Raw genomic sequence first — 22,651 nt, 5'->3', positions numbered from 1 at the left:
AATTTTTAAAAAAGAAAGTGTCACAAATCAGGTTTTACAAAGTCATTATATAAAACACTAAAACTTTATAACATGAAAAAAATAATTACTCTATTAATCTTAACGATTTGTATAAACAATTCTATTTTTTCTCAAAAGAAAATAGAGGCATCAACTATTTTAAATGATATAAAAAATGGCAAAAATATCTCAATCGAAAATGCAACAATCATAGGAGTTTTAGATTTAACATTTATGGATGATGCTTTAAAAAATGTACCGAAAAAGAAAAAAAGCAGTTGGTTTAACTGGAGCTCTAATAACAACAGTAATACAAACGAAATCGAAAAACTAATTAGCGTAAAAATTTCTTTTAAAAACTGTACTTTTAATAATGATGTTTTGGCTTACATACCTACAGAAGAATCTGGTTATACTTTTACAGCAAGTTTTGAAGAAGAAGTAATTTTTAAAAACTGTGAATTTACTAGAAAAGCTATGTTTAAATATTCTCATTTTGACAAAGATTCAGATTTTTCATACTCAACTTTTAATGATGATAACACTTTTAAATATGCTAAATTCCTTCAAAAAAGCAACTTTTATAAAACCAAGTTTAATGAAGTTGCAACATTTAAGTATGCTAAATTTAGTAAAAATGTAAGTTTTGCAAATGCAATATTTAAGGATACGGCTACATTTAAATATACACAATTTAAAAACGGAGTTTCATTTAACAACACTCAATTTAAGGAAGATCTTAATATAAAATACATGAATGTTTCTGGTGATTTTGACATTACAGGGATGGATGTTAATTATGAAATCGACTCTAAATACACCAAAATAAACGGTAAAAACTTCAATAAATATTTAATAAATAATAAATAGGTATTTATACGTATATGCAGTTTTTTAAATCTTTGTAAATTGCAGCATAATGGAAAAACGGTTAGATTAGGGGCTGACCAAAACCAATTAAACCTAGCTTTTTAATCAAAAAGCTAGGTTTTACAATTTTAGAATAAATCATATATTTTAAGAATTTTTTATTTTATTAAAACGCAAACTTTTAAAAATTAAGCAGTTAAATGCAGTAATAATTTAAACCTTAATTGTCAAAAAAAATGCATTAATTCTATATTATCAAAAATAATAATAGACTAAAAATAAAGATTTAATAATTTATAATCTCTTAAAATAAGTATTTGCTAAATAGCAGTAATTTCCCTAATTTGCATTTTACAAAATAGAACTTATGCCGATAGAAATTACCAGGTTATTTGACATCCCTTATTATCAATTAGAAACGTATAATTTAAATAAATCGTTATCAACTAAATTGAATGATAAATGGGTAAGTACTTCGACCAAAGAATATGTAGAAAAAGCAAACCAATTAAGTAGAGGATTATTAAAATTAGGTGTTCAACCTAACGATAAAATTGCAGTTATATCATCAAACAATAGAACAGAATGGAATATTTGTGATATTGGTGTTTTACAAACTGGTGCACAAAATGTACCAATTTACCCAACAATTAGTAAAGAAGATTATGAATATGTTTTAAATCATTCTGAAGCTATTTATTGCTTTGTTTCTGATGAAGAAGTTTTAGAAAAGCTTAACCAAATCAAAGGAAATACAAAGTTAAAAGGTGTTTATACTTTTGATGATATTGCTTCAGAAAAATCTTGGAAAGATGTTTTAGAATTAGGAAAAGATACTGCAAATCAAGATGAAGTTGAACAAAGAAAAAAAGCTGTAAAACCAACAGATTTAGCAACACTTATTTATACTTCTGGTACAACAGGTAGACCTAAAGGTGTAATGCTTTCTCATGACAATATTGTTTCTAATGTTTTGGCCGCTAAAGAGCGTGTTCCTTTAGACGATGGTAAAGATTTAGGATTAAGCTTTTTACCTGTTTGTCATATTTTTGAAAGAATGATTTTGTATCTATACCAATATTGTGGTGTATCTATTTATTTTGCAGAATCAATAGAAAAATTATCTGAAAACGCTCAAGAAATTAAACCAAACGTAATGACTGCGGTGCCTCGTTTGTACGAGAAAATTTACGATAAAATTATTTTAAAAGGAGAAGCTCTTTCTGGAATTAAAAAAGGACTTTTCTTTTGGGCTGTTAACTTAGGGCTAAAGTTCGAGCCTAATGGCGCAAATGGCTGGTGGTACGAAAAACAACTAAGTTTAGCTAGAAAACTAATATTTTCTAAGTGGCAAGAAGCTTTGGGCGGAAATTTAAAGATTATGGTTTCTGGTAGTGCAGCATTACAACCAAGATTAACTAGAGTTTTTGCTGCTGCAGGTATGCCAATTATGGAAGGTTACGGGTTAACGGAAACTTCTCCTGTAATTTCTGTAAACGACCAAAAAAACAAAGGTTTTAAAATAGGTACTGTTGGTAAAACGATTAGCAAGGTTGAAGTAAAAATTGCTGAAAACGGAGAGATTTTAGTAAAAGGACCAAATGTAATGTTGGGTTATTATAAAGACCCTAAAAAAACTTCTGAAGTTTTAAAAGATGGTTATTTTCATACAGGTGATAAAGGTGAATTTGATAAAGAAGGTTTCTTAAAAATTACCGGAAGAACTAAAGAAATGTTTAAAACCTCTGGTGGTAAATATGTAGTACCACCATTATTAGAAGGAGAATTAAAACAATCTTTATTTATAGAACAAATAATGGTTATTGGTGAAGGTGAGAAAATGCCTGCAGCAATTATTCAACCAAATTTTGAATTTATTAAAGATTGGATTGATAAAAAAGGTTTATCAATTGGAAAAACGAATGAAGAAATTATCAGTTCTGAAATAGTGATTAATAGAATTCAAAGAGAAGTAGATAAATGTAACGAACAATTTGGTAAATGGGAACGTATTAAACGTTTTGAACTTACTAAAGATGTTTGGTCTATTGATGGCGGTCATTTAACACCTACAATGAAAATGAAAAGAGCTATAATTAAAGATATTTACAAAGATTTATACGAAAAAATATATAGACCTTAAAAAAAGAAAACCGAGCATTAGCTCGGTTTTTTTATTTTACTTTTTAAACTCCGAATTGAGTTAAATGATGATCTAAATGTTTGTAAAAGGAATTATTCCATTCTTGTGAAGTTAATGCACCAAAAGAATGAGATTCTTTACCCTCAAAATGTTTAGCGCCCAATTCTTGGGTTTGATTGATGTAATTTATCAATCTTGTTTTCTCTAGCTGAAAATCCTTTTCTTCAACAATTATAAATTGAGGTGCTGTTTTTCCGTTTTTACTATAAGGTTTAGCAGAAACAACTGCATTTTTAACAAATAATTTCAGCATAAACTTCATAAAAGCATTTGGCTTAGGATGTTTATCAGTATACACCATTTCATAAGTAACATTGCAATGTGCCAACATTTGTGAAACAGACATTTTACCCCAATGTGGTTGGCTAGATGTTGTTAATTTATCAATTCTAGCAATAACCTGATTACTAATCTCTTTTTCAAAAATATTTTTCATTTTAATTTATATTTTAATGTAAAATTTTAAATAACAATTCTTTTAAAATATCATGACTTGTTTGATTTGCTCCTACTCCTTTACTTTTAACATCTGCTTCTCTTAACATAGCAATAACCTGTGCTACTTTTCGCATTGGATAATTTCTAGCTGCCAAAAAATACTCATCTACAAAATACGGATTAACGCCGATTGCTTTTGCCACAGAGTTTTTTGATTTATCTTTTAAACCATGAAAAGAAAGTAGTTGCGTAAAAAAACCGTTTAATAAAGATATAGTCATTATTAAAGGATTACTTTTTGGATTTTCTGCAAAATAATTAATAATTCGATTTGCTTTTACAATATTCTTCTCTCCTACTGCTTTCCTTAACTCAAAATTATTAAAGTCTTTAGAAATACCTATATTTTCTTCGATATGCTTATCGTTAATAATTGTTGCCTCTGGTAGTACAAGCATTAATTTTTCTAATTCATTAGAAATTTTACTTAAATCAGTACCTAAAAACTCAACTAACATTAAAGCTGCTTTTGGTTCAATTTGGTATTTTTTACCGCTTAAAACTCTACGAATCCAATCTGAAACTTGATTTTCATATAATTTTTTACTCTCGAAAATAACACCTGTTTTGGCAATCGTTTTGTGTAATTTTTTACGTTTATCTAACTTTTTATATTTATAATTTAAAACTAAAACTGTTGTTGGTTGCGGATTTTCGGCATAAGAAACTAACTTTTCTATATTTCTACTTAAGTCTTGTGCTTCTTTAACTATTAAAACCTGTCTTTCTGCCATCATTGGGTAACGTTTAGCCGCAGAAACAATATCTTCTATACTTGCATCTCTACCATACATTACTTGCTGATTAAAACCTTTTTCTGCTTCATCTAATACATGTTCTTCAATATAATCAGAAATCTTATCAATATAATATGGTTCTTCTCCCATTAAAAAATAAATGGGTTTTATAGTACCGCTTTTAATATCTGATACAATGGCTTTAACTTCGTTCATTTATTCTTTTATAATTATTGCATTTTGTAATTCCTCTTCTGTTGGCGTTTCAAACCAGTTTTCCATAAATTCAAAATTAGCCTCACTAACTTCAAATTCAAAAGTAAACCCTTTATTTAAGTTTCTTTTTAATACTCTTTCTTTTCTAATTTCTTTTGAAACATCTAAAAAATGAAGTTGAAGATTAATAGAATTATCGTTGGCGAATTTTCTATATTTTTCTCTGTGCAAAAACTTAGAAAGTCCTACATCTAAAATACTATCTACACCACTATTTTCTAACTGTAATATCAAATCTTCTATTATAATTTCTGCTCTGTCAATTCTTTCTAAAAACCAATCTAAACCATTTATATCTTTCTTATCCGGAAAAAATAAAACTTTATTCCATTTATCCAAAGTAAAAATAATACCAGAAGTTTCTTTTTTTAAATTACTTGCGTATGTAGATTTACCTGCGCCAGTATTACCAACTAATAAATGTATCATAACTGTTTTTTAATTACTTTTGACCGATGCAAAAACTAAACCTACCTAACTACAATTTCCGTATCAAAAGTAACGAAAATAACATGCTTATTTTTGATATTTTAAGAAAAAAATTCTTGGTACTAACACCAGAAGAATGGGTAAGACAACATTTTGTTTTATATCTTTTAGAAGAAAAAAAATATCCAAAATCTCTTATTGCTGTAGAAAAACAATTAACGATAAACAATAGAAAAAAAAGGACAGATATTTTAATTTTTAATGCAAAAGGTGAACCAGATATTATTGTGGAATGTAAAGCGCCATCTATTAAAATTACACAAGCTACTTTTGATCAAATTGCGAGATATAACTTAAAATTAAAAGCAAATTATTTAATTGTTACCAACGGTTTGCAACATTTTTATTGTAAAATGGACTTTGAAAATGAAACTTATATTTTCTTAAAAGACATACCAGATTATATTTAGTTATTATCTTATTAGAATTAACCATTTTCTAATAGTTTTAAATAAGATTTATAACGTAAATTTGCACCCTTGAAAACAGCAATCGTCATATTAAATTGGAATGGTCAAAAACTATTAGAACAGTTTTTACCATCGGTAGTTAATTTTAGCTTAAATGAAGCAGAAGTTTATGTAGCCGATAATGCTTCTACAGATAGTTCTATTTCTTATATCAAAGAGAATTATCCGTCGGTAAAAATTATTGAAAACCCAACTAATGGCGGTTATGCAAAAGGTTATAACGATTCTTTACAAGCTATTGATGCAGATATTTATTGTTTATTAAATTCTGATGTTGAAGTAACTAAAAATTGGTTAAAACCGGTATTAGATGTTTTTAATAATGATGATAAAACAGCTATTATTCAACCTAAATTATTAGATTTTAAAAATAAAACTAAATTTGAGTATGCTGGTGCTGCTGGCGGTTTTATAGATTTATACGGATACCCTTATTGTAGAGGAAGAATTTTTAATTCTCTAGAAACAGACCAAAATCAATTTGATGATACTTCAGAAATTTTTTGGGCTTCTGGCGCTTGTTTGTTTATTAGAGCAAATGTTTATCACAAACTTGGTGGTTTTGATGAAGATTATTTTGCACATCAAGAAGAAATAGATTTATGTTGGCGAACTCAAAATATTGGTTATAAAGTAAAATATGTTGGCGCGTCTACTGTTTATCATGTTGGCGGAGCAACTTTACAAGAAACGAATCCGCATAAAACATTTTTAAACTTTAGAAATAGTTTACTAAATGTTGTAAAAAACGTGCCTAAAAAGTGGTTTTTATTTGTAATTTTTTCTAGATTAATTTTAGACGGAATTGCAGGATTAAAGTTTCTAATCGAATTAAGACCCGTACATACTTTTGCTGTTGTAAAAGCACATTTTAGTTTCTATAAAAATTTTTATAAATATTTAAAGAAGAGAAAGTTGTTACAAAAGAAACAACAATACAATTTACATACAAGTGTTGTTTGGCAATATTTTATTTTAGGTAGAAAAAGATTTGAAAACTTAAAATAAGAATTAAAGAATATCTAAACTTCCTTTTCCTTCTCTAATTACTTCTGGCTCTTCTGTCAAATCGATTACGGTAGATGCTTCATTACCACCATAACCGCCATCAATAACAACATCAACTAAATTTTGCCATTTTTCAAAAATTAACTCCGGATCTGTGGTATACTCTAACACATCATCATCATCTCTAATAGATGTAGATACAATTGGGTTGCCAAGTTCTTGCACTAAGGTTCTAATTATCGAATTATCTGGAATTCTAATACCAACCGTTTTTTTCTTTTTAAAGACTTTTGGTAAGTTTTTACTGCCTGGTAAAATAAAAGTATAAGGACCCGGCAAAGCTCTTTTAAGTATTTTAAAAGTAGCTGAATCTATTTGTTTAACGTAATCAGAAAGGTGGCTTAAATCGTTACAAATAAAAGACCAATTGGCTTTTTCTAACTTGATTCCTTTTATTTGAGCAATTTTTTCTAAAGCTTTTGGTTTTGTGATATCACAACCCAAACCATAAACCGTATCTGTAGGATAAATAACCAAACCACCAGCTTGTAAAACTTTTACAACCTTTGCAATTTCTTTTGGATTTGGATTTTCGTTATAGATTCTTATAAATTCTGCCATAATATAAAAATACAAAAAACTCAGCTTGAAATACAAACTGAGTTATTTTATTTGGGAAGAATTTTAGAAATTAAGATTTATCTACTAATCTAAATCCTTCTCCGTGAATATTTAAAATTTCTACTTTTTCGTCTAATTTTAAGTACTTTCTTAGTTTAGCAATGTAAACATCCATACTTCTGGAAGTAAAATAATTATCGTCTCTCCATATTTTAGTTAATGCTAACTCTCTAGGCATTAAATCGTTTTTATGAAGCGCTAACATACGCAACAATTTACTTTCTTTTGGCGATAATTTTACAGGCTCTCCATCTTTACCAATAGATAAATGACGTAATTTAGAATTGAAAAAGAAATTTCCAATTGTAAACTCAAACTGTTCGTTTTCTGTAGAATTATCTGTTTCTTTTCTTTGCAGAATAGCTTTAATTTTGTGTAATAAAACTTCTGAATCGAAAGGTTTATTTAAATAATCATCTGCACCAACTGCATAACCTTTTAAAACGTCTTCTTTAAGCGTTTTTGCAGTTAAGAAAATAATTGGCACTTCTTTATTTGTTACTCGAATATCTTGTGCTAAAGAAAAACCATCTTTACGAGGCATCATTACATCTAAAATACATAAATCGTAATCGCTGTTTTTAAACATAATTAAACCTTCTATTCCATCTTTTGCATGTGTAACGTTATAATCGTTTAATGCTAAATAATCTTTTAGAACTGTTCCAAAATTTGGATCATCTTCAACTAATAAAATCTTTTTACTTCCCATTATTATTTCTTTATTTTAAATTAAAGGTAATTTTACTGTAAATATGCTACCTTTTCCTTTCTCACTTTCCACAAAAACTGTTCCGTGGTGTTTTTCTACAATTTCTTTTACATAAGCCAAACCTAAACCATGGCCTTTAACATCGTGTATGTTTCCTTTTTGTTCTCTATAAAACTTTGTAAAAACCTGTTTCTGAACGTTTTTACTCATCCCAATACCAGAATCTTTTATTTTAAACACAAAAAACTTACTTGTACTTTCGGTATAAACATCTATAATTGGTGCGCCTTCAGAATATTTAATTGCATTTTCTAACATGTTTACAACCACGTTGGTTAAATGAAATTGGTTTCCAGGTAATTCTGATACAATTGCTTTAAAATGAGTAGAAACTTTACCTTTTCTATCTTCTATTAACAAGCTAACATGTGTAATTGCGTCTTCTATAATGTCGTGTAAGTCTATTGTTTCCTTACTTAAATCTATCTGATTTTTTTCTAATCTAGATATTCTTAATACATTTTCTACTTGAGAATGCATTCTTTTATTTTCATCACGTATCATTTGCACATATCGCAAAACCTTAGAATCGTCACCCAAAATCTTAGGATTTTTTATCGAATCTAATGCCAAATTTATTGTTGCTATTGGCGTTTTAAACTCATGCGTCATATTATTGATAAAATCAGTTTTTATTTCTGATATTTTTTTCTGACGAATTAGTTGATATAATGAACTTGAAAAAGCAATAATTATAATGAATATAAAAAACAACGACAGCAATAAGATATTAGAAATTCCTGCTAAAATATGATCATTTTTATCAGGAAAAGTAACATGTAAATTATAAGTTGTGTTTCCTAAAGGATCAAAAAACAACGGATATTTAAAACTATCTTTTGTATCAATTGTGTAATAACCAGATTTTAATTTTGTTGCCAAACCATCAGAACCATAAACACCATATTTAAAATCTAGTACAATGTTTCTTTTAACAAGTTCTTCTTTTATAATTGCATTTAAATCTTTGTTACTTAAACGTTGGTGAATTAATTTTCTATTATTAACAAAATTTAGAATTTCTATAGTCTGTAATCTATCAAACTCTGTGTATCTTCTTGTAAAAGAAAACCTTTGTTCGTCTAACTTCGGAAATAATTCATCTGGACTTTTAATTAAGGATAATTTAGAAAAATCTGTTCTACCTGTAACTCTCTTATAAATAATAGAATCGTGATTTAAAAAATCTGATGTTAACTTAAAATTTTCTTCTAAAAAAGTACCACCAACTGTAATTTTAGTATTTGTTGATGTATCTATTTGCTGAATTAAATGTTGCTTCAATTCGGCTGTACCAGCCAATCCTTCTTTAGAAATTATTTCGTTAATTTTTTTCTGAAAAGTAGAAATTTCTTTTTCGTTAATTCTCTCGGTTGCTGCACCCAAAGATTTTTGCACATCATTTTTAAATTGTGCTTGTTTACTTTCTAGCGCATTGTTAATCCAATAGAGTTGTACAGCAATAATTCCTATCAAGGAAATACTCATTAAAACAACAATAAGAATAAACATTTTTTTACGCATAAATCAAATTTACTACTTTCAAAAATTGTAGTTATCGATTTTAACCTAAATTAACTGTTTTATTAGAACTTTAAGACTTATTTAACAGAACTGATGGGGTTCCTTAAATTGAGCATTGCTTTTTTGTTAAAATATTATGAATCTGTTCAACCAAAATCTTGGTATTTTTAACACTATAATTATCAATAACATAGTTAGATAAAAGCATTTTTTTATTGTCTTTCCATTGACTATTTATTCTGTTTAATACTTCTTTTTTAGTAGTATTATCTCTTTTTATAATTCTATTGATTCTTTCTTCTAAATCAGTATAAACAGTAATTATAAAATCGAATTGATTTTGAGTATTATTTTCAAATAAAATTGCACTTTCATACACAATGTAATCTTTATCAGAGTTATTTGCTACAAATTTTTTAAAATGATTTTTAACTTCTGGATGCACAATATTGTTTAGAACCTTTAACTTTTCTTTATCTTTAAATACAATATTTGCTAAAAATTCTCTATTTAAAACTGCATTTTTAAACACATCTTCACCAAAAGATTTAATAAGATTTTCTTTGATAACTTTTGATGTGTTCATTAACTGTTTTGCTTCTATGTCTGCTATATATATTGCAACTGTAGAAAACTCATTAAACATTTTAGCCACTGTAGATTTTCCACTTCCTATACCTCCTGTTAAGCCAATTATCATCTTATTTCTGAATTAAAAAATCTATTTTATTTGGTGTTATCTTGTAACCTTTAATTACTGATGGTTTATGCACTAATTTAGGAATTAGATATCCTAAATTACTTGCAGTTGTTTCGCTATAGTCACATTCTATTTTAATTACATTTTTATTAATTTTATTAAAACTAGAAAGACCAACAACATATGTAAATTCTACTTCTTTAGAAAGCGTATTTATTACAACTCCTTCTGGTACATTTATAATTTTATATTCAATATTTAAAGACCCTTCGGTAAATTTTTCTACTTTTCCCGAAACAGTAATTTTATTGGTTTTAAATTTTAAATTTTTGTAATTTCCTTTGGGTTTTATTGATAGTTGTTTGGTAAAATCAACTTTTAAGTCTCGCAAAACTAAAGGTTCAAGTTCTACATTGTTCAATTTTGACAACAGCATTTCTGGACCAGAAACAGTAATACTATCTGGCGTAATTTTAACTTCTTCAGAAAGATCATATCCAACATGAAAATTTAATTTTAAATTGGGTTTTACGGCTATTTTCTTTGAAACTAAACTACCAACATCTAAAAACACTGTGTCTTTTACAATTTCTTGCAATTCAATACCAGAAGGTAATTGTTTCGCTATATTTTTTTGCTGCTTATTTAAAAGTAAAAAATGTTTGGTGCCTTGTTTTTTAATCAATGAGCTAGCATCAATAACAATTATTTTTGCGTTAAACCTAGTTCTAAGAATCTTAAAACCATTTGCTTTTACTAAAACTTCTAACTCTTTGGTTGGTGTAGCTTGAAGTAATTTATTTTGAGAAATATTACTATAATCTACCGGAAAAATAATAGATGTATTGTACTCTTTAGAAAATGTAATTAAAAGCCAAATTAGTAAAGAAACTAAAAGGAAACTAATAAATGTTTTGGGTATTTTCTTTGTTGTTTTCAATAGAAATTTTTTGTTACTGCAATCTACACAAAAGCGTACAAACAAAAAAGTGAGTATTATCTAAATTAGACAATACTCACTTTAAATTATTTGTTAAGCAAAATTACTTTTTAGCAGGTGCTGCGTATTTTTTACTTAATTCCATAGAAATTGCAGAACGTTCGAATTTAATTTTTCCTGCTCCTGTTTCTATAGTTATTGTATTATCTGTATTATTTACATCTGTAATTTTACCGTGTATACCACTAGAAGTAATCACTTTTGTACCAGTTTTAATTTCTGCTTGAAAAGCTTTTTCTTTTTTCTGACGATTCATTTGTGGTCTTATCATAAAAAAATATAAGACTAAAATCATTGCAGCAAATGGTAACATACTAGCCAAACTACCAGAATCTAATTGTAATAAAATTGAATTAAACATTATAATTATTTAGCTTTAGGTGTAACAGAACCTCTTAATGTTAAAACTTCTCTACCAGATTCTGTGTTTGTAGTTAAAGTTACAGTTTTCATTTGTCTGTTTGGTTTACCATTTGTGTTAAACTTAACAGCAACTTCACCAGTTTCTCCTGGCTTAATTGGTGCTTTTGGCCACACAGGAACCGTACAACCACAAGAACCAGTTGCGTTTGTAATAACTAAATCTGTTTTACCAGAGTTTGTTACTTTAAATACAGTTTCTACAATATCTCCTTCGTTTACAGTACCAAAATCGTACTCTTTTTTGTCTAAAGAAATTGTAGCTACTCCTTTTTTAATTTCTGCATCTCTAGATTTTGCATTATCTAAGTTAGCTTTGTTAATTTTTGTTGTTGCATTTCCGCTATCGCAAGAAACCATAAAAGTTGATGCTATTAAAAGTGCGAATAAGAATGATATTTTTTTCATTGTAAATCTATTTTTTGTAAAATTAATAAAATATTTTGTGTTTACATATTTTAAATAAGTCCTCTACCTATTTTAACAATTTTGTTATTTGCTATAAACTCTTTAGAAATCTTATCTAAAACTCCGTTTATAAAATAACTACTTTTAGTTGTAGAATAGTCTTTAGAAATTTCTATGTACTCGTTAATTGAAACTCTAGTTGGTATCGACGGAAAGTTAAAAAACTCTGCAATAGACATTTGTAAAAGAATCATATCTATTTCTGCAATTCTATCAGACTCCCAATTAGGTGTCTTATCCTCTATAATTTGCTTATACTCTGCTTGTTTTAAAACTGTTTTTCTAAAAAGCTTAGACACAAACTCTTCGTCATCTTTATCTTTATATAAAGAACCTAAAACAAATAATCCGTTTGCTTTTTGTTTACTCAAAGTTTTAACAACCCAAGTATTTACAAAAGGAATATCATCAACCCAAGAAATCATTTCATCTTCGTAAAACTCTGCTAACTTCTCATTTGGTGCAATAATTTCTTTAAAGAAATCGATAACAAAAGCTTTGTCTATTTTAAAAGAATCTTCTTCTGTAGCAATATATTTTTTATATAAATCGCTGTTTTGAAGTTCTTCGAAAATAATCTTTACATACTCATCGTTGTCTTCCCAATGTTTTAGGTTATTTAATTCTAAATATCCTTCTACACTTACACTTTCGGCAATAATATTAATTACCTTATTATCAATAAATTTTGTGTTTGGTTTTAAATCTGCTTCTGTAGCAAGAATTTTCTTTTTAGAAAGTGCAATTTTCTTTGCAGCTAATTTTTGTACTTCTACTAATAGCTGCATGTTTAACACATATAAATCAAACATTTTTAAAACACTGTGTTTTAAGAATTTTTCTTCTCTAATAATGTCATCATTATGAGACTGCAACATTGCGTATACAGATTGCATTACTTTAACTCGAATATGTCTTCTGTTAATCATTTTTTCTAAAGAACTTTTATGAAATAAAACACGATGGTTTTGGTTTTTAACGAGCCACAAAAATAATATTATTTTACTTCTAAATACACATCTATTTTAATTTCTTTTTTCAATTTATTATATCAAGATTCCAAAGGCAAAAAAAGCAGTAAATTATTTATAAAAATGTATCTTCGTACTTCATTAAAAAGTACTTCTTATTTGTATTTCTTTTAACATTAATTAAATAAATACAATTGTAATAAGTAGTATTTTTATCTCTAAAACTTCAAATTAAAAATTGAAAGCTCTAAAATATATAAATAAGTACTTTATAAAGTATAAATGGCGTTTATTAATTGGTATTTTAATTACCATTTTATCTAAATTACTTGCACTTAAGGTTCCGCAAATTGTTGGTGATTCTTTAAATATTGTGGAAGATTATCAAAACGGAACAATTACCGATATCGAACTTGTAAAACATCAACTTTTAATTAATGTATTGATAATTATTGGTGTAGCAATTTTAGCTGGTTTTTTTACTTTTTTAATGAGACAAACCATTATTGTAACTTCTAGATTAATAGAGTTCGATTTAAAAAACGAAATCTATCAACAATACCAACGCTTATCTTTAAATTTTTACAAAAAAAATAGAACAGGAGATTTAATGAATAGAATTTCTGAAGATGTTTCTAAAGTAAGAATGTACGTTGGTCCTGCAGTAATGTATAGCATGAATATGATTGTTTTGCTGGTTGTTGGTTTTACTCAAATGATAAATATCGATGTAAAACTAACCATGTATACATTAATACCTTTTCCTGTTTTATCTATTTCTATTTTCGTTTTAAGTAAAGTAATTCACAAAAGAAGTAGTATCGTACAAGAATATTTATCAAAATTAACCACTTTTAATCAAGAGTTTTTCTCTGGAATTGGTGTCGTGAAATCTTACGGAATAGAAAAATCTATTATTAAAGATTTTGATGAAATTGCCGATAAAAGCAAAGAGAAAAACATTCATTTACAACAAGCAAATGCACTTTTTTTTCCGTTAATGGTACTTCTTATTGGTTTAAGCAATATTATTGTTATTTACATTGGTGGGCAACAATATATAAATGATGAAATTCAAATTGGTACAATTATAGAATTTATGCTTTATGTAAATATTTTAACTTGGCCTGTTGCAGTAATAGGTTGGGTAACTTCTATGATACAACAAGCAGAAGCATCGCAAGTTCGAATTAACGAGTTTTTAGAACAAGTGCCAGATATTGAGAATAATAACACAAAACCAACAGTTTTAAACGGTAAAGTAGAATTTAAAGACGTAACCTTTACCTATGAAGACACAAATATTACGGCATTAAAAAATATTAATTTTATCGCAGAACCTGGTGAAACAATCGCTATTTTAGGTAAAACCGGTTCTGGAAAATCTACAATTATAGAGCTTATTGCAAGATTATACGACACAAAAGAAGGTTTAATTTTAATTGATAATAAACCAATTGAACAAGCAAACCTAAATGATGTTAGAAATCAAATTGGTTTTGTGCCACAAGATCCGTTTTTGTTTTCTGAAAGTATTGGTAACAATATTAAATTCGGAAAAGAAGATGCAACAGAAGAACAAATTATACAAGCTGCAAAAGATGCGGATGTTCATAAAAATATTATCGATTTCCCGAACAAGTATGATACTGTTTTAGGAGAAAGAGGTGTAACATTATCCGGAGGACAAAAACAAAGAGTTTCTATTGCAAGAGCAATTATTAAGAATCCTAAAATTTTAATTTTTGATGATTGTTTGTCTGCAGTAGACACAGAAACTGAAGAAAAAATACTAACAAATTTAAAAAGAGTTTCTAAAAACAAAACCACTTTTATTATTAGTCATAGAGTTTCTTCTGCTAAAAATGCTGATAAAATAATTGTATTAGACGATGGTAAAATCAGTCAACAAGGTACTCATAATCAATTAATAACAGAAAAAGGCTATTATAAAGATTTATACGAACAACAACTTTTAGAAAAAGAAAATTAATCTTTAACATTGCTAAGTAAAATATTTTATTAGATTTGTTACTAATAATAAACTACATAACTACTATTTAAAAGAACATGGCAGAGAGAGTTGAACAGGAAGAAATTTTTTCACAGGTATTAAGAGCAGGAAGAAGAACGTATTTTTTTGATGTAAGAGCAACAAAAGCAGACGATTATTATTTAACGGTAACAGAAAGTAAAAAGTTTACTCACGATGACGGAACTTTTCATTACCAAAAGCATAAAATTTATTTATATAAAGAAGATTTTACAGATTTTCATGAAATGCTAAAAAAAGCAACGGATTATATTATAAATGAAAAAGGAGATGAAGTAATTAGTGAGCGTCATCAGAAAGATTTTAAGAAAGAAGAGCCTAAAACTACTACAGAAGAAACTGCTTCTACAGAAAGTTTTACAGACATTTCTTTCGATGATATATAAGTTTATTCAAAAAATTTGCTTAAATTTAACAACTCAAAAGAAATAGATAATAAATAAAGAGTAATTAATCTCTTATTACATTATATACAATTTCAATTCAAATTCAAATTCAAATTTTACACAAAAATTAAAAAACCGCAAATTTACTATTTGCGGTTTTTTTATATTTATATTTTTAGTTTAAGACACGTTTCATGGTTTTAGATTTCGAAACTGTTTCCTCCCACTCTTTTTCTGCGATACTATCTTTTGTAATTCCGCCACCAACATAAATATAAGCTGTATTTTCTTTAATTTTCATGCATCTTAAGTTAACAAATAAAGCTGTTTCTCGAATTGCTGTTTTAGAAACATTAAAGTTTAACTCTCCTAAAAAACCTGTATAAAATGTTCTATTATAACCTTCATTAGAATCTATAAAATTACTAGCTAAATTTCGAGGTAAGCCACAAACCGCAGGTGTTGGATGTAAAGCTCTAATCAATTCTTTTAAATTAGATTTTTCGCTTAGAATTCCAGATACTTTAGTTCTTAAATGCAAAAGACTTCCAGCGTTAATTGTTTCTGTTTTATCAATAATTAAATTATTAGAAATTGGTTGTAATTGTGTTTCTATAAAATTAGTTACCAATTGCTGCTCTTCTAATTCTTTAGACTTCCAAATTATGTCTTTTTTGTTGGTATTTACTTGAGTGCCTGCTAAAGACATTGTTTTAAAATTAGTGCCTTTTAAGTTTAATAACGTTTCTGGTGTAGCACCAAACCACAAACCAATTTCTGGATGAAACCAAACATAAACAAATGCATTTTTGTAGGTTGATAGCAATGTTTTGTAAATCTCTAAAATGTTTACAGGATTTAATTTCACAAGTTCTTCTCTAGAAATAACAACCTTTTGTAAATTACTAGTTTTTATAGTTTCTACAGCTTTATCTACAATATTTATGTGTTTGTCCCTATCAGAATCAACTAAACTAGTTGCTATACCGTCTCTTAAAGTTTTTTCTTGAGTATCTATGTTTTCAGAAATAATTAAAGCTTTTTTATCAGAAAATAAAATTGCCTTTTCTTCTTTTTTATAAGGCGCAAAAACAAAACCACTTTCTGTAAATTCTGATGTAAATTCTAAACTATTATCTTTTAGCAAAAAAGCAGTAACAAAACTTTTGTTCGGTTTTCTGTATGCAACAAAAGGCAAATTATTAGAAAAATGTTTAGCAATTGTATCGAGTAAATTATTCAAATTGAAATTATTTTTTACGAATATCTAGAACTATGTTTGTCATTTTAGCAACAGAAATTAAAGCATCGTTTTCATCAACAATTTTTACTTCCCAAAGATGTGTCGTTTTACCTTTGTGAATATTTTTAGCTGTTGCATAAACCAGACCTTCTCTTTTACTTTTTATATGATTTATAGACAATTGAATTCCGTTAATAAACTGAGTTTTATTATCAATAAAAAAGTTAGAAGCTGCACTACCAACACTTTCTGCTAACGCTGCAGTTGCCCCACCATGAAGCTGCCCATAAGGTTGATGTACATTAGAGTTTACTGGCATTTTGGCTGTTAAAAAATCGTCTCCAACAGCAACATATTCAATATCAAGAGTTTCCATTAACGTGTTTTTAGAACGCTCGTTAAATGATTTTAAAATACTTGTTTTATCCATAATCTATTATTAATTATGTAAAAATACGTATAAAAAATTGTATTTTTGCAACTGAAAAGTTAAACCATTCTATGTACAAAATACGCGTAATTTTAGACACTAAAGAAGACATTTTAAGAACAATAATTGTAAGTAATTCTTTTAATTTAGAAGATTTACATTTTACAATTGCAAAATCTTTTGGTTTTGAAGGACAAGAAATGGCGTCTTTTTATAGAACGGATGACGAATGGAATCAAGGAGAAGAAATTCCGTTATTTAACATGGCAGAAGCCGGTGAAGGTATTTCGATGCAAACATGTGTTTTAAAAGAAACATTACCTAATGTTAATGACAAGCTTATTTATGTTTACGACTTTTTAAATATGTGGACTTTTTATGTTGATGTTGTAGATATTTCTTCGGATGAAAAACAAGATTTACCACAAACTATATTATCGGTAGGAGAAATACCAAAAGAAGCACCAGAAAAAGAATTTGTGGCAGAAAAATTAGATTCAGAATTTGATGAAGATGAAGATGATTTTGATCCTTTTGATGATTTTGATTTCAACGAATATTAATATCCTATTATTCAAAAAAATCTCAAATCACTTAAAATAAGCAATTTAAATAAATACCTTTTTTTTAAGTAACAAAATTGTAAATTAGTCGTCTTACTATCATAACCGACTAAATTCAACTTTTTGGAAACTATCTTATCTTTAAAAAACCTCGATAAAAAATACGGAACCGTACATGCAGTAAACAATCTTTCTTTTGATATTAAAAAAGGAAATGTATACGGAATCTTAGGTCCCAACGGAAGTGGAAAATCTACCACTTTAGGAATCATTTTAAATGTAGTTAATAGAACTTCTGGAGAATTTTCTTGGTTCGACGGAAAACTATCTACACACGAAGCCTTAAAAAAAGTTGGTGCAATTATAGAGAGACCTAATTTTTACCCTTACATGACGGCTGTACAAAACTTAAAATTGATTTGTACTATCAAAGGAATTTCAACAGATAAAATAGACGAAAAACTTAAAACTGTAAATCTTTTCGAGAGAAGAAATAGCAAGTTTAAAACATTTTCTTTAGGTATGAAACAACGTTTAGCAATTGCATCTGCTTTGCTAAATGATCCAGAAATTTTAATTTTAGACGAACCAACAAATGGTTTAGATCCACAAGGAATTCATGAAATTAGACAAATAATCAATAAAATTGCTAGTACAGGTACAACAATTTTATTAGCATCGCACTTACTTGACGAAGTAGAAAAAGTTTGCTCGCATGTTGTTGTAATAAGAAAAGGAGTAAAACTTTACAGCGGTAGAGTTGATGAAATGACCGCTTCTAACGGTTTATTTGAATTAAAAGTTGAAGATGATGAAGCAAAATTACTTTTAGAATTAGAAAATCATCCTTCTATAAATAAGGTAACAAAAGAGCACGAAACTATTATCGCTACTTTAAACGATGCTATTTCTGCAACAACATTAAATACTTTTCTATTCGAAAAAGGAATAACTTTAAGTCATTTAGTGAAACGTAAGCCAAGTTTAGAACAGCAATTTTTAGATTTAACAAACAACAACTAATTCATTGTTTTAGCAGCGTTTTAAAACATTCTTCAACTTTCAAAAAACACCAAACATCATGTTAAGATTATTAACTATAGAGTTTCATAAATTAAAACATAATAAAGCTAGTAAAGTACTTTCACTTATCTATTTTGGCCTTTTAACTTGCATTGCATTAATTGCTGCAATTAAGTTTGATATTGGTCCGATAAAATTTCATTTGGCAGAAATAGGAATTTTTAATTTCCCATACATTTGGCATTTTAACACCTACATTGCTGCAATTTTAAAGTTCTTTTTACTCTTAGTTATTGTGTCTATGATGGCAAATGAGTACAGTTACAAAACTTTAAAACAAAACTTAATTGATGGTTTAAGTAAAAAAGAATTTATACTATCTAAATTTTATACAGTAATTGTTTTTGCTTTTGTTTCAACTGTATTCGTATTCTTTGTCTCTTTAGTATTAGGTTTAATTTATTCTGATTATAATGAATTGGCAATTATAACTTCTGATTTACAATATTTATTTGCCTTTTTTATCAAGTTAGTAGCCTTCTTTTCTATGGGTTTATTCTTCGGAATTTTAGTAAAAAGATCTGCATTTGCAGTTGGAGCAATGGTTGTTTGGTTATTTGTAGAAAGCATGTTTAAAGGATATTTATTCTGGACTTTTAAAGATTCTGAAAACACAAGCGAAAAAGTAGATAGCGTAATGCAGTTTTTACCTTTCGAATCTATGGCAAATTTAATAAAAGAACCTTTTACTAGATTAGGTGCTGTTAGGTCTGTAGCAAACCAAATAGGAGAAACTTTTACAAAAAGTTACACTGTTGATTTTTCTGCAGTTGTAATCGCTTCTGTATGGACTTTCATTTTTATTTATTTATCTTTTACACTGTTAAAAAAGAGAGATTTGTAGTACATTTTAAATATATTTGATGAATTCATAGTAATTACATCAAATGAGGAATTTATTTACATTTTTTATATTAATTTTTGCTCTTAACTTTTACGCACAAAAAGAAGCTAATTTTTGGTATTTTGGAGAAAATGCAGGTTTAGATTTTAGTAGCGGAGAACCAAAAGCTCTCAACAATGGTAAATTAAGTACAGATGAAGGATGTTCATCAATTTCTAATTCAGACGGTGATTTATTATTTTATTCAGACGGAATAACTCTCTACAACTCGAATCATGAAATAATGACTTTTTCTGATGGTAGACTAGCTACTTCTTTAGAAGGAAACCCTTCGAGTACGCAATCTGCTTTATTTGTGCCAAACCCAACGAATAAAAACATTTATTATCTTTTTACAGTTGGTACTAATTTTGTTGGTAACACATCATACCCTGTTAATCCTGGTTTTAACTTTTACACCATAGACTTGTCTTTAAACGGTGGTTTAGGCGAAGTTACGTCTGGCCCCGTAAGTTTAGATACAAACCCTTATACTGGTGAAGACTTATCTTATTCTTGGTCAGAAAAAGTTACTGCAGTTCAAGGAAGCTGCGGTTCTATCTGGGCTTTATCTGTAGTAGAAAATCATTTTTTTGCGTATGAAATTACGAGTGCAGGTGTCAATATTAATAATCCTGTAATTAGTCGCGTTTTTTACAATTTAACTGATAAAAGAGGTTACTTAAAAGTATCTCCAGATGGCTCTAAAATTGCAATGGCAGATTACAATGAAGGATTTGGTTCATTTGGAGGTGGTAGCTTGGTACTTTTAGATTTTGATATTAATACAGGGGTAGTAAGCAGAAATATAAAAAGACTAACAGAACCGAATACTGAAGGAGCTCCTTATGGAGTAGAATTTTCTAAACAATCTAATAAGTTATATGTATCTACATTTAATTCACAAAACAACATTTACCAATTTGACTTAACAAAAACAGATGTAGCTGATACTAAGGTGTTAATTAGCTCTCAAACGGGTTACAGAAGTGGTTTACAATTAGGTCCTAACGGAAAAATTTATAATTCTATACCAGGAACCCGTTTTCTTGGTGTTATCGAAAATCCAGATGCCGATGCTAGTGATGTTATTTATATTAATGAAGCTGTCGACTTAGGCACAGGTAGAGCTACCCAAGGCTTACCTCCTTTTATACAATCTTTTTTTAAACCTGTTGATATTGTAGATGTAAACGACCCTACTATTGTTTTAAGCAATAGTAAACAGAATGTTTGTGCTGATCAAAGTTTAAAATTAGAGCCAGAACTAGAAGAAGTTTCTTTAGGCACATACAAGTATCTATGGACAAAAGAAGGAGACCCATCAATTTTAGTAACCACTAGAAGTTTAGAAATTACAAATACTAATTTAGGCTCTGGAAAATATAATTTAGAAATTAAATCTACAGATAGTTGTGGTAATGACAAAACATACAATAGTTCTGTAGAAGTAGAATTTCAATCAATTCCTACAATAAACAACTCAATAATTTACAGTCAATGTGATTATGACACTAATTCTTTAGACGGAAAAACTTTTTTCAATTTAGAAACAAAAGAAATCGAATTATCAAATAACGCTACTGATGTTTCTGTTGAGTTTTTTGAATTAGATGATACACCAATAAGTAATAAAGTTGGCTACGTTAATAAAGAAGCTGCAATAACAAGCTCACATGTTTTAAAAGTAAAAGTTACTAATAATACAACTGGTTGTTCTGTATTTGGTCAAATAGAGTTAAAAGTTACACCAACAACTTCTGGCTTTAATCAACTTAAAAACATTTACAAAGCAGAAATAAACGCATCTACAGATTTAACAAATTATAGCGAAGGCTCTAACGATGCCGCTTTTAATTTAGATGAGAAAATCGATAAGGTAATTTCTAATTCATCTGGTGTTTTTAATAGAAGCGAATATCAATTTAAATACTATTTAACTTCAGAAGATGCAGCAAAAGAAACTAACGAAATAACGGCACCTTACACTGTAAACAGGTACGGAAATAACACAAGAATTTATTTAAGAATTTCTAAAGGAAATACTTGTGAAGGTATTGCAGAATTTAGCCTGTTTGTTAACAAGCTTCCAGAACCATTAAATGTAATTAACCCCAATATTATATGTTTAAATTTCCCAAACAATTCTCCCGTTTTAGAAACTAAAAGTATTGTTTCAGAAACTGGTAACTCTATAGATAGTTACAAATGGTATTTAAACTCTGTAGAAATTCCTAATGAAACAAATTCGTCTTTAACCATCAATAAAGGTGGCGATTACAAAGTAATAATTAATAGGTTTTATGAAAACGAACCTGGAAATGAAGATGATATAGAAACTACTGGTTATAAAACATTTTCTGTTCTAGAATCTAGCATCGCAGAAAACATTTCAATAAAATACATTGATAATCAAGATAAAGGATTTAACAATAGTATTACTATAAATGTAGAAGGTTTAGGCGATTATGAATACGCCTTAAATAACAACTCTTTAACCGAATTTAAAAAAGGTGATACTAATTTATCGTATACTTTTACAAATGTACCAACAGGTCTTAATAAAATTTACATTAGAGATAGAAATGAATGCGGAATTGTAAACACAAATGAAATTTCATTTATTTATTTTCAGAGACATTTTACACCAAATGGAGATGGCGTTAATGATACTTGGAGCATTTCTGGAATCGATAATAATTTCTATACTGATGTTGATTTACAAATATTTGATAGATTTGGTAAAGTTCTTAAAATTATAGACTTAAAAACAGAAAATGGTTGGAACGGAACTTACAATGGTAAGCTTTTACCAACAAATGATTATTGGTACAACGCAGTTCTAAAAGATGTAAACGGAAATATTAGAAAACAAACTGGTCACTTTTCGTTATTAAGAAAATAAATTCTCATTTAGTATCCG

Annotated in this window: 23 protein-coding genes; 10 read left to right on the top strand and 13 right to left on the bottom strand. The window is 28.0% G+C overall.

The window, feature by feature from the left end; translation table 11 throughout:
• The first annotated feature begins 72 nt into the window (after positions 1-72).
• The gene (locus tag B5464_RS12320; protein WP_079738605.1) at positions 73-870 is read left to right on the top strand and encodes a pentapeptide repeat-containing protein; all 798 of its coding nucleotides are present in this window, start codon (positions 73-75) and stop codon (positions 868-870) included.
• A 367-nt stretch (positions 871-1,237) separates the two neighbouring features.
• Positions 1,238-3,013, top strand: a complete 1,776-nt coding sequence (locus tag B5464_RS12315; protein ID WP_079738604.1) for a long-chain fatty acid--CoA ligase — start codon at positions 1,238-1,240, stop codon at positions 3,011-3,013.
• A gap of 43 nt (positions 3,014-3,056) precedes the next feature.
• On the opposite strand, the gene B5464_RS12310 is transcribed toward B5464_RS12315, so the two are convergent.
• The 3 genes from B5464_RS12310 to B5464_RS12300 are packed head-to-tail and all read right to left on the bottom strand — an operon-like array spanning position 3,057 to position 5,013.
• Positions 3,057-3,509 (bottom strand): DUF1569 domain-containing protein, encoded by a 453-nt coding sequence (locus B5464_RS12310; protein ID WP_079738603.1) that lies wholly within the window; start codon positions 3,507-3,509, stop codon positions 3,057-3,059.
• 13 nt (positions 3,510-3,522) lie between these two features.
• Positions 3,523-4,524, bottom strand: a complete 1,002-nt coding sequence (gene holA, locus B5464_RS12305) for a DNA polymerase III subunit delta (RefSeq protein ID WP_079738602.1) — start codon at positions 4,522-4,524, stop codon at positions 3,523-3,525.
• Positions 4,525-5,013 carry an ATP-binding protein gene (locus B5464_RS12300; RefSeq protein WP_079738601.1) on the bottom strand — a complete coding sequence of 163 codons (489 nt, stop codon included), beginning with the start codon at positions 5,011-5,013 and terminating at the stop codon, positions 4,525-4,527.
• Between the two features lie 26 nt (positions 5,014-5,039).
• On the opposite strand from B5464_RS12300, the gene B5464_RS12295 reads away from it, so the two are divergent.
• Both B5464_RS12295 and B5464_RS12290 read left to right on the top strand, forming a co-directional pair.
• Positions 5,040-5,483, top strand: coding sequence for a type I restriction enzyme HsdR N-terminal domain-containing protein (locus B5464_RS12295; protein ID WP_079738600.1), 444 nt, complete (start codon positions 5,040-5,042; stop codon positions 5,481-5,483).
• 69 nt (positions 5,484-5,552) lie between these two features.
• Complete coding sequence (locus tag B5464_RS12290) at positions 5,553-6,551, top strand: glycosyltransferase family 2 protein (RefSeq protein ID WP_079738599.1); 999 nt, start codon at positions 5,553-5,555, stop codon at positions 6,549-6,551.
• A 3-nt stretch (positions 6,552-6,554) separates the two neighbouring features.
• On the opposite strand, the gene B5464_RS12285 is transcribed toward B5464_RS12290, so the two are convergent.
• The 8 genes from B5464_RS12285 to nusB all read right to left on the bottom strand — a co-directional run bounded on the left by B5464_RS12285 (position 6,555) and on the right by nusB (position 13,045).
• The gene (locus tag B5464_RS12285) at positions 6,555-7,172 is read right to left on the bottom strand and encodes an L-threonylcarbamoyladenylate synthase (protein WP_077809015.1); all 618 of its coding nucleotides are present in this window, start codon (positions 7,170-7,172) and stop codon (positions 6,555-6,557) included.
• 70 nt (positions 7,173-7,242) lie between these two features.
• Complete coding sequence (locus tag B5464_RS12280) at positions 7,243-7,944, bottom strand: response regulator transcription factor (protein ID WP_079738598.1); 702 nt, start codon at positions 7,942-7,944, stop codon at positions 7,243-7,245.
• A 15-nt stretch (positions 7,945-7,959) separates the two neighbouring features.
• Positions 7,960-9,516, bottom strand: a complete 1,557-nt coding sequence (locus B5464_RS12275; protein ID WP_340934185.1) for a HAMP domain-containing sensor histidine kinase — start codon at positions 9,514-9,516, stop codon at positions 7,960-7,962.
• A 115-nt stretch (positions 9,517-9,631) separates the two neighbouring features.
• Positions 9,632-10,228, bottom strand: coding sequence for a dephospho-CoA kinase (gene coaE / locus B5464_RS12270; protein ID WP_079738596.1), 597 nt, complete (start codon positions 10,226-10,228; stop codon positions 9,632-9,634).
• A 1-nt stretch (position 10,229) separates the two neighbouring features.
• Entirely contained in the window at positions 10,230-11,168 is a 939-nt protein-coding gene (locus tag B5464_RS12265; RefSeq protein ID WP_079738595.1) for a CdaR family protein, read from the bottom strand.
• 103 nt (positions 11,169-11,271) lie between these two features.
• The gene (yajC, locus tag B5464_RS12260; RefSeq protein ID WP_077809010.1) at positions 11,272-11,589 is read right to left on the bottom strand and encodes a preprotein translocase subunit YajC; all 318 of its coding nucleotides are present in this window, start codon (positions 11,587-11,589) and stop codon (positions 11,272-11,274) included.
• Between the two features lie 5 nt (positions 11,590-11,594).
• Positions 11,595-12,056, bottom strand: a complete 462-nt coding sequence (locus B5464_RS12255; RefSeq protein ID WP_079738594.1) for a DUF1573 domain-containing protein — start codon at positions 12,054-12,056, stop codon at positions 11,595-11,597.
• A gap of 50 nt (positions 12,057-12,106) precedes the next feature.
• Complete coding sequence (nusB, locus tag B5464_RS12250; RefSeq protein WP_079739025.1) at positions 12,107-13,045, bottom strand: transcription antitermination factor NusB; 939 nt, start codon at positions 13,043-13,045, stop codon at positions 12,107-12,109.
• Positions 13,046-13,325: 280 nt separating this feature from the next.
• Between nusB and B5464_RS12245 the strand changes: the two genes are divergently transcribed.
• Positions 13,326-15,080, top strand: a complete 1,755-nt coding sequence (locus B5464_RS12245; RefSeq protein WP_079738593.1) for an ABC transporter ATP-binding protein — start codon at positions 13,326-13,328, stop codon at positions 15,078-15,080.
• Positions 15,081-15,157: 77 nt separating this feature from the next.
• On the top strand, positions 15,158-15,526 hold the full coding sequence (locus B5464_RS12240; RefSeq protein ID WP_079738592.1) for a PUR family DNA/RNA-binding protein: 369 nt from the start codon (positions 15,158-15,160) through the stop codon (positions 15,524-15,526).
• 175 nt (positions 15,527-15,701) lie between these two features.
• On the opposite strand, the gene B5464_RS12235 is transcribed toward B5464_RS12240, so the two are convergent.
• Entirely contained in the window at positions 15,702-16,769 is a 1,068-nt protein-coding gene (locus tag B5464_RS12235; protein WP_172830884.1) for a chorismate-binding protein, read from the bottom strand.
• A gap of 7 nt (positions 16,770-16,776) precedes the next feature.
• Positions 16,777-17,199, bottom strand: coding sequence for a PaaI family thioesterase (locus B5464_RS12230; RefSeq protein WP_079738591.1), 423 nt, complete (start codon positions 17,197-17,199; stop codon positions 16,777-16,779).
• A gap of 71 nt (positions 17,200-17,270) precedes the next feature.
• Here B5464_RS12230 and B5464_RS12225 point away from each other — a divergent pair, with 71 nt between their 5' ends.
• From B5464_RS12225 to B5464_RS12210, 4 genes are all read left to right on the top strand, one after another.
• A complete protein-coding gene (locus B5464_RS12225; RefSeq protein ID WP_079738590.1) occupies positions 17,271-17,762 on the top strand; it encodes a hypothetical protein in 492 nt (163 codons plus the stop codon).
• A gap of 123 nt (positions 17,763-17,885) precedes the next feature.
• Positions 17,886-18,785 (top strand): ABC transporter ATP-binding protein, encoded by a 900-nt coding sequence (locus tag B5464_RS12220; protein WP_077809004.1) that lies wholly within the window; start codon positions 17,886-17,888, stop codon positions 18,783-18,785.
• 58 nt (positions 18,786-18,843) lie between these two features.
• Entirely contained in the window at positions 18,844-19,689 is an 846-nt protein-coding gene (locus B5464_RS12215; RefSeq protein WP_079738589.1) for an ABC transporter permease, read from the top strand.
• Between the two features lie 43 nt (positions 19,690-19,732).
• Positions 19,733-22,633 (top strand): T9SS type B sorting domain-containing protein, encoded by a 2,901-nt coding sequence (locus B5464_RS12210; RefSeq protein ID WP_079738588.1) that lies wholly within the window; start codon positions 19,733-19,735, stop codon positions 22,631-22,633.
• Positions 22,634-22,651: the final 18 nt, after the last annotated feature.

The sequence above is a fragment of the Polaribacter sp. KT 15 genome (genome assembly GCF_900143115.1).
Lineage (GTDB): Bacteria > Bacteroidota > Bacteroidia > Flavobacteriales > Flavobacteriaceae > Polaribacter > Polaribacter marinaquae.
The sequence above is the reverse complement of the archived record's forward strand: the minus strand, read 5'-3'. Positions and strand labels throughout refer to the sequence as shown.

What these genes read in the sequence shown, in the direction of transcription:
- B5464_RS12320 (WP_079738605.1), top strand. Translation starts at nt 73, where the DNA reads ATGAAAAAAATAATTACTCTATTAATCTTAACGATTTGTATAAACAAT.
- B5464_RS12315 (WP_079738604.1), top strand. Translation starts at nt 1,238, where the DNA reads ATGCCGATAGAAATTACCAGGTTATTTGACATCCCTTATTATCAATTA.
- B5464_RS12310 (WP_079738603.1), bottom strand. Translation starts at nt 3,509, where the DNA reads ATGAAAAATATTTTTGAAAAAGAGATTAGTAATCAGGTTATTGCTAGA.
- holA (WP_079738602.1), bottom strand. Translation starts at nt 4,524, where the DNA reads ATGAACGAAGTTAAAGCCATTGTATCAGATATTAAAAGCGGTACTATA.
- B5464_RS12300 (WP_079738601.1), bottom strand. Translation starts at nt 5,013, where the DNA reads ATGATACATTTATTAGTTGGTAATACTGGCGCAGGTAAATCTACATAC.
- B5464_RS12295 (WP_079738600.1), top strand. Translation starts at nt 5,040, where the DNA reads ATGCAAAAACTAAACCTACCTAACTACAATTTCCGTATCAAAAGTAAC.
- B5464_RS12285 (WP_077809015.1), bottom strand. Translation starts at nt 7,172, where the DNA reads ATGGCAGAATTTATAAGAATCTATAACGAAAATCCAAATCCAAAAGAA.
- B5464_RS12280 (WP_079738598.1), bottom strand. Translation starts at nt 7,944, where the DNA reads ATGGGAAGTAAAAAGATTTTATTAGTTGAAGATGATCCAAATTTTGGA.
- B5464_RS12275 (WP_340934185.1), bottom strand. Translation starts at nt 9,516, where the DNA reads ATGTTTATTCTTATTGTTGTTTTAATGAGTATTTCCTTGATAGGAATT.
- coaE (WP_079738596.1), bottom strand. Translation starts at nt 10,228, where the DNA reads ATGATAATTGGCTTAACAGGAGGTATAGGAAGTGGAAAATCTACAGTG.
- yajC (WP_077809010.1), bottom strand. Translation starts at nt 11,589, where the DNA reads ATGTTTAATTCAATTTTATTACAATTAGATTCTGGTAGTTTGGCTAGT.
- B5464_RS12255 (WP_079738594.1), bottom strand. Translation starts at nt 12,056, where the DNA reads ATGAAAAAAATATCATTCTTATTCGCACTTTTAATAGCATCAACTTTT.
- nusB (WP_079739025.1), bottom strand. Translation starts at nt 13,045, where the DNA reads ATGATTAACAGAAGACATATTCGAGTTAAAGTAATGCAATCTGTATAC.
- B5464_RS12240 (WP_079738592.1), top strand. Translation starts at nt 15,158, where the DNA reads ATGGCAGAGAGAGTTGAACAGGAAGAAATTTTTTCACAGGTATTAAGA.
- B5464_RS12230 (WP_079738591.1), bottom strand. Translation starts at nt 17,199, where the DNA reads ATGGATAAAACAAGTATTTTAAAATCATTTAACGAGCGTTCTAAAAAC.
- B5464_RS12225 (WP_079738590.1), top strand. Translation starts at nt 17,271, where the DNA reads ATGTACAAAATACGCGTAATTTTAGACACTAAAGAAGACATTTTAAGA.
- B5464_RS12215 (WP_079738589.1), top strand. Translation starts at nt 18,844, where the DNA reads ATGTTAAGATTATTAACTATAGAGTTTCATAAATTAAAACATAATAAA.
- B5464_RS12210 (WP_079738588.1), top strand. Translation starts at nt 19,733, where the DNA reads ATGAGGAATTTATTTACATTTTTTATATTAATTTTTGCTCTTAACTTT.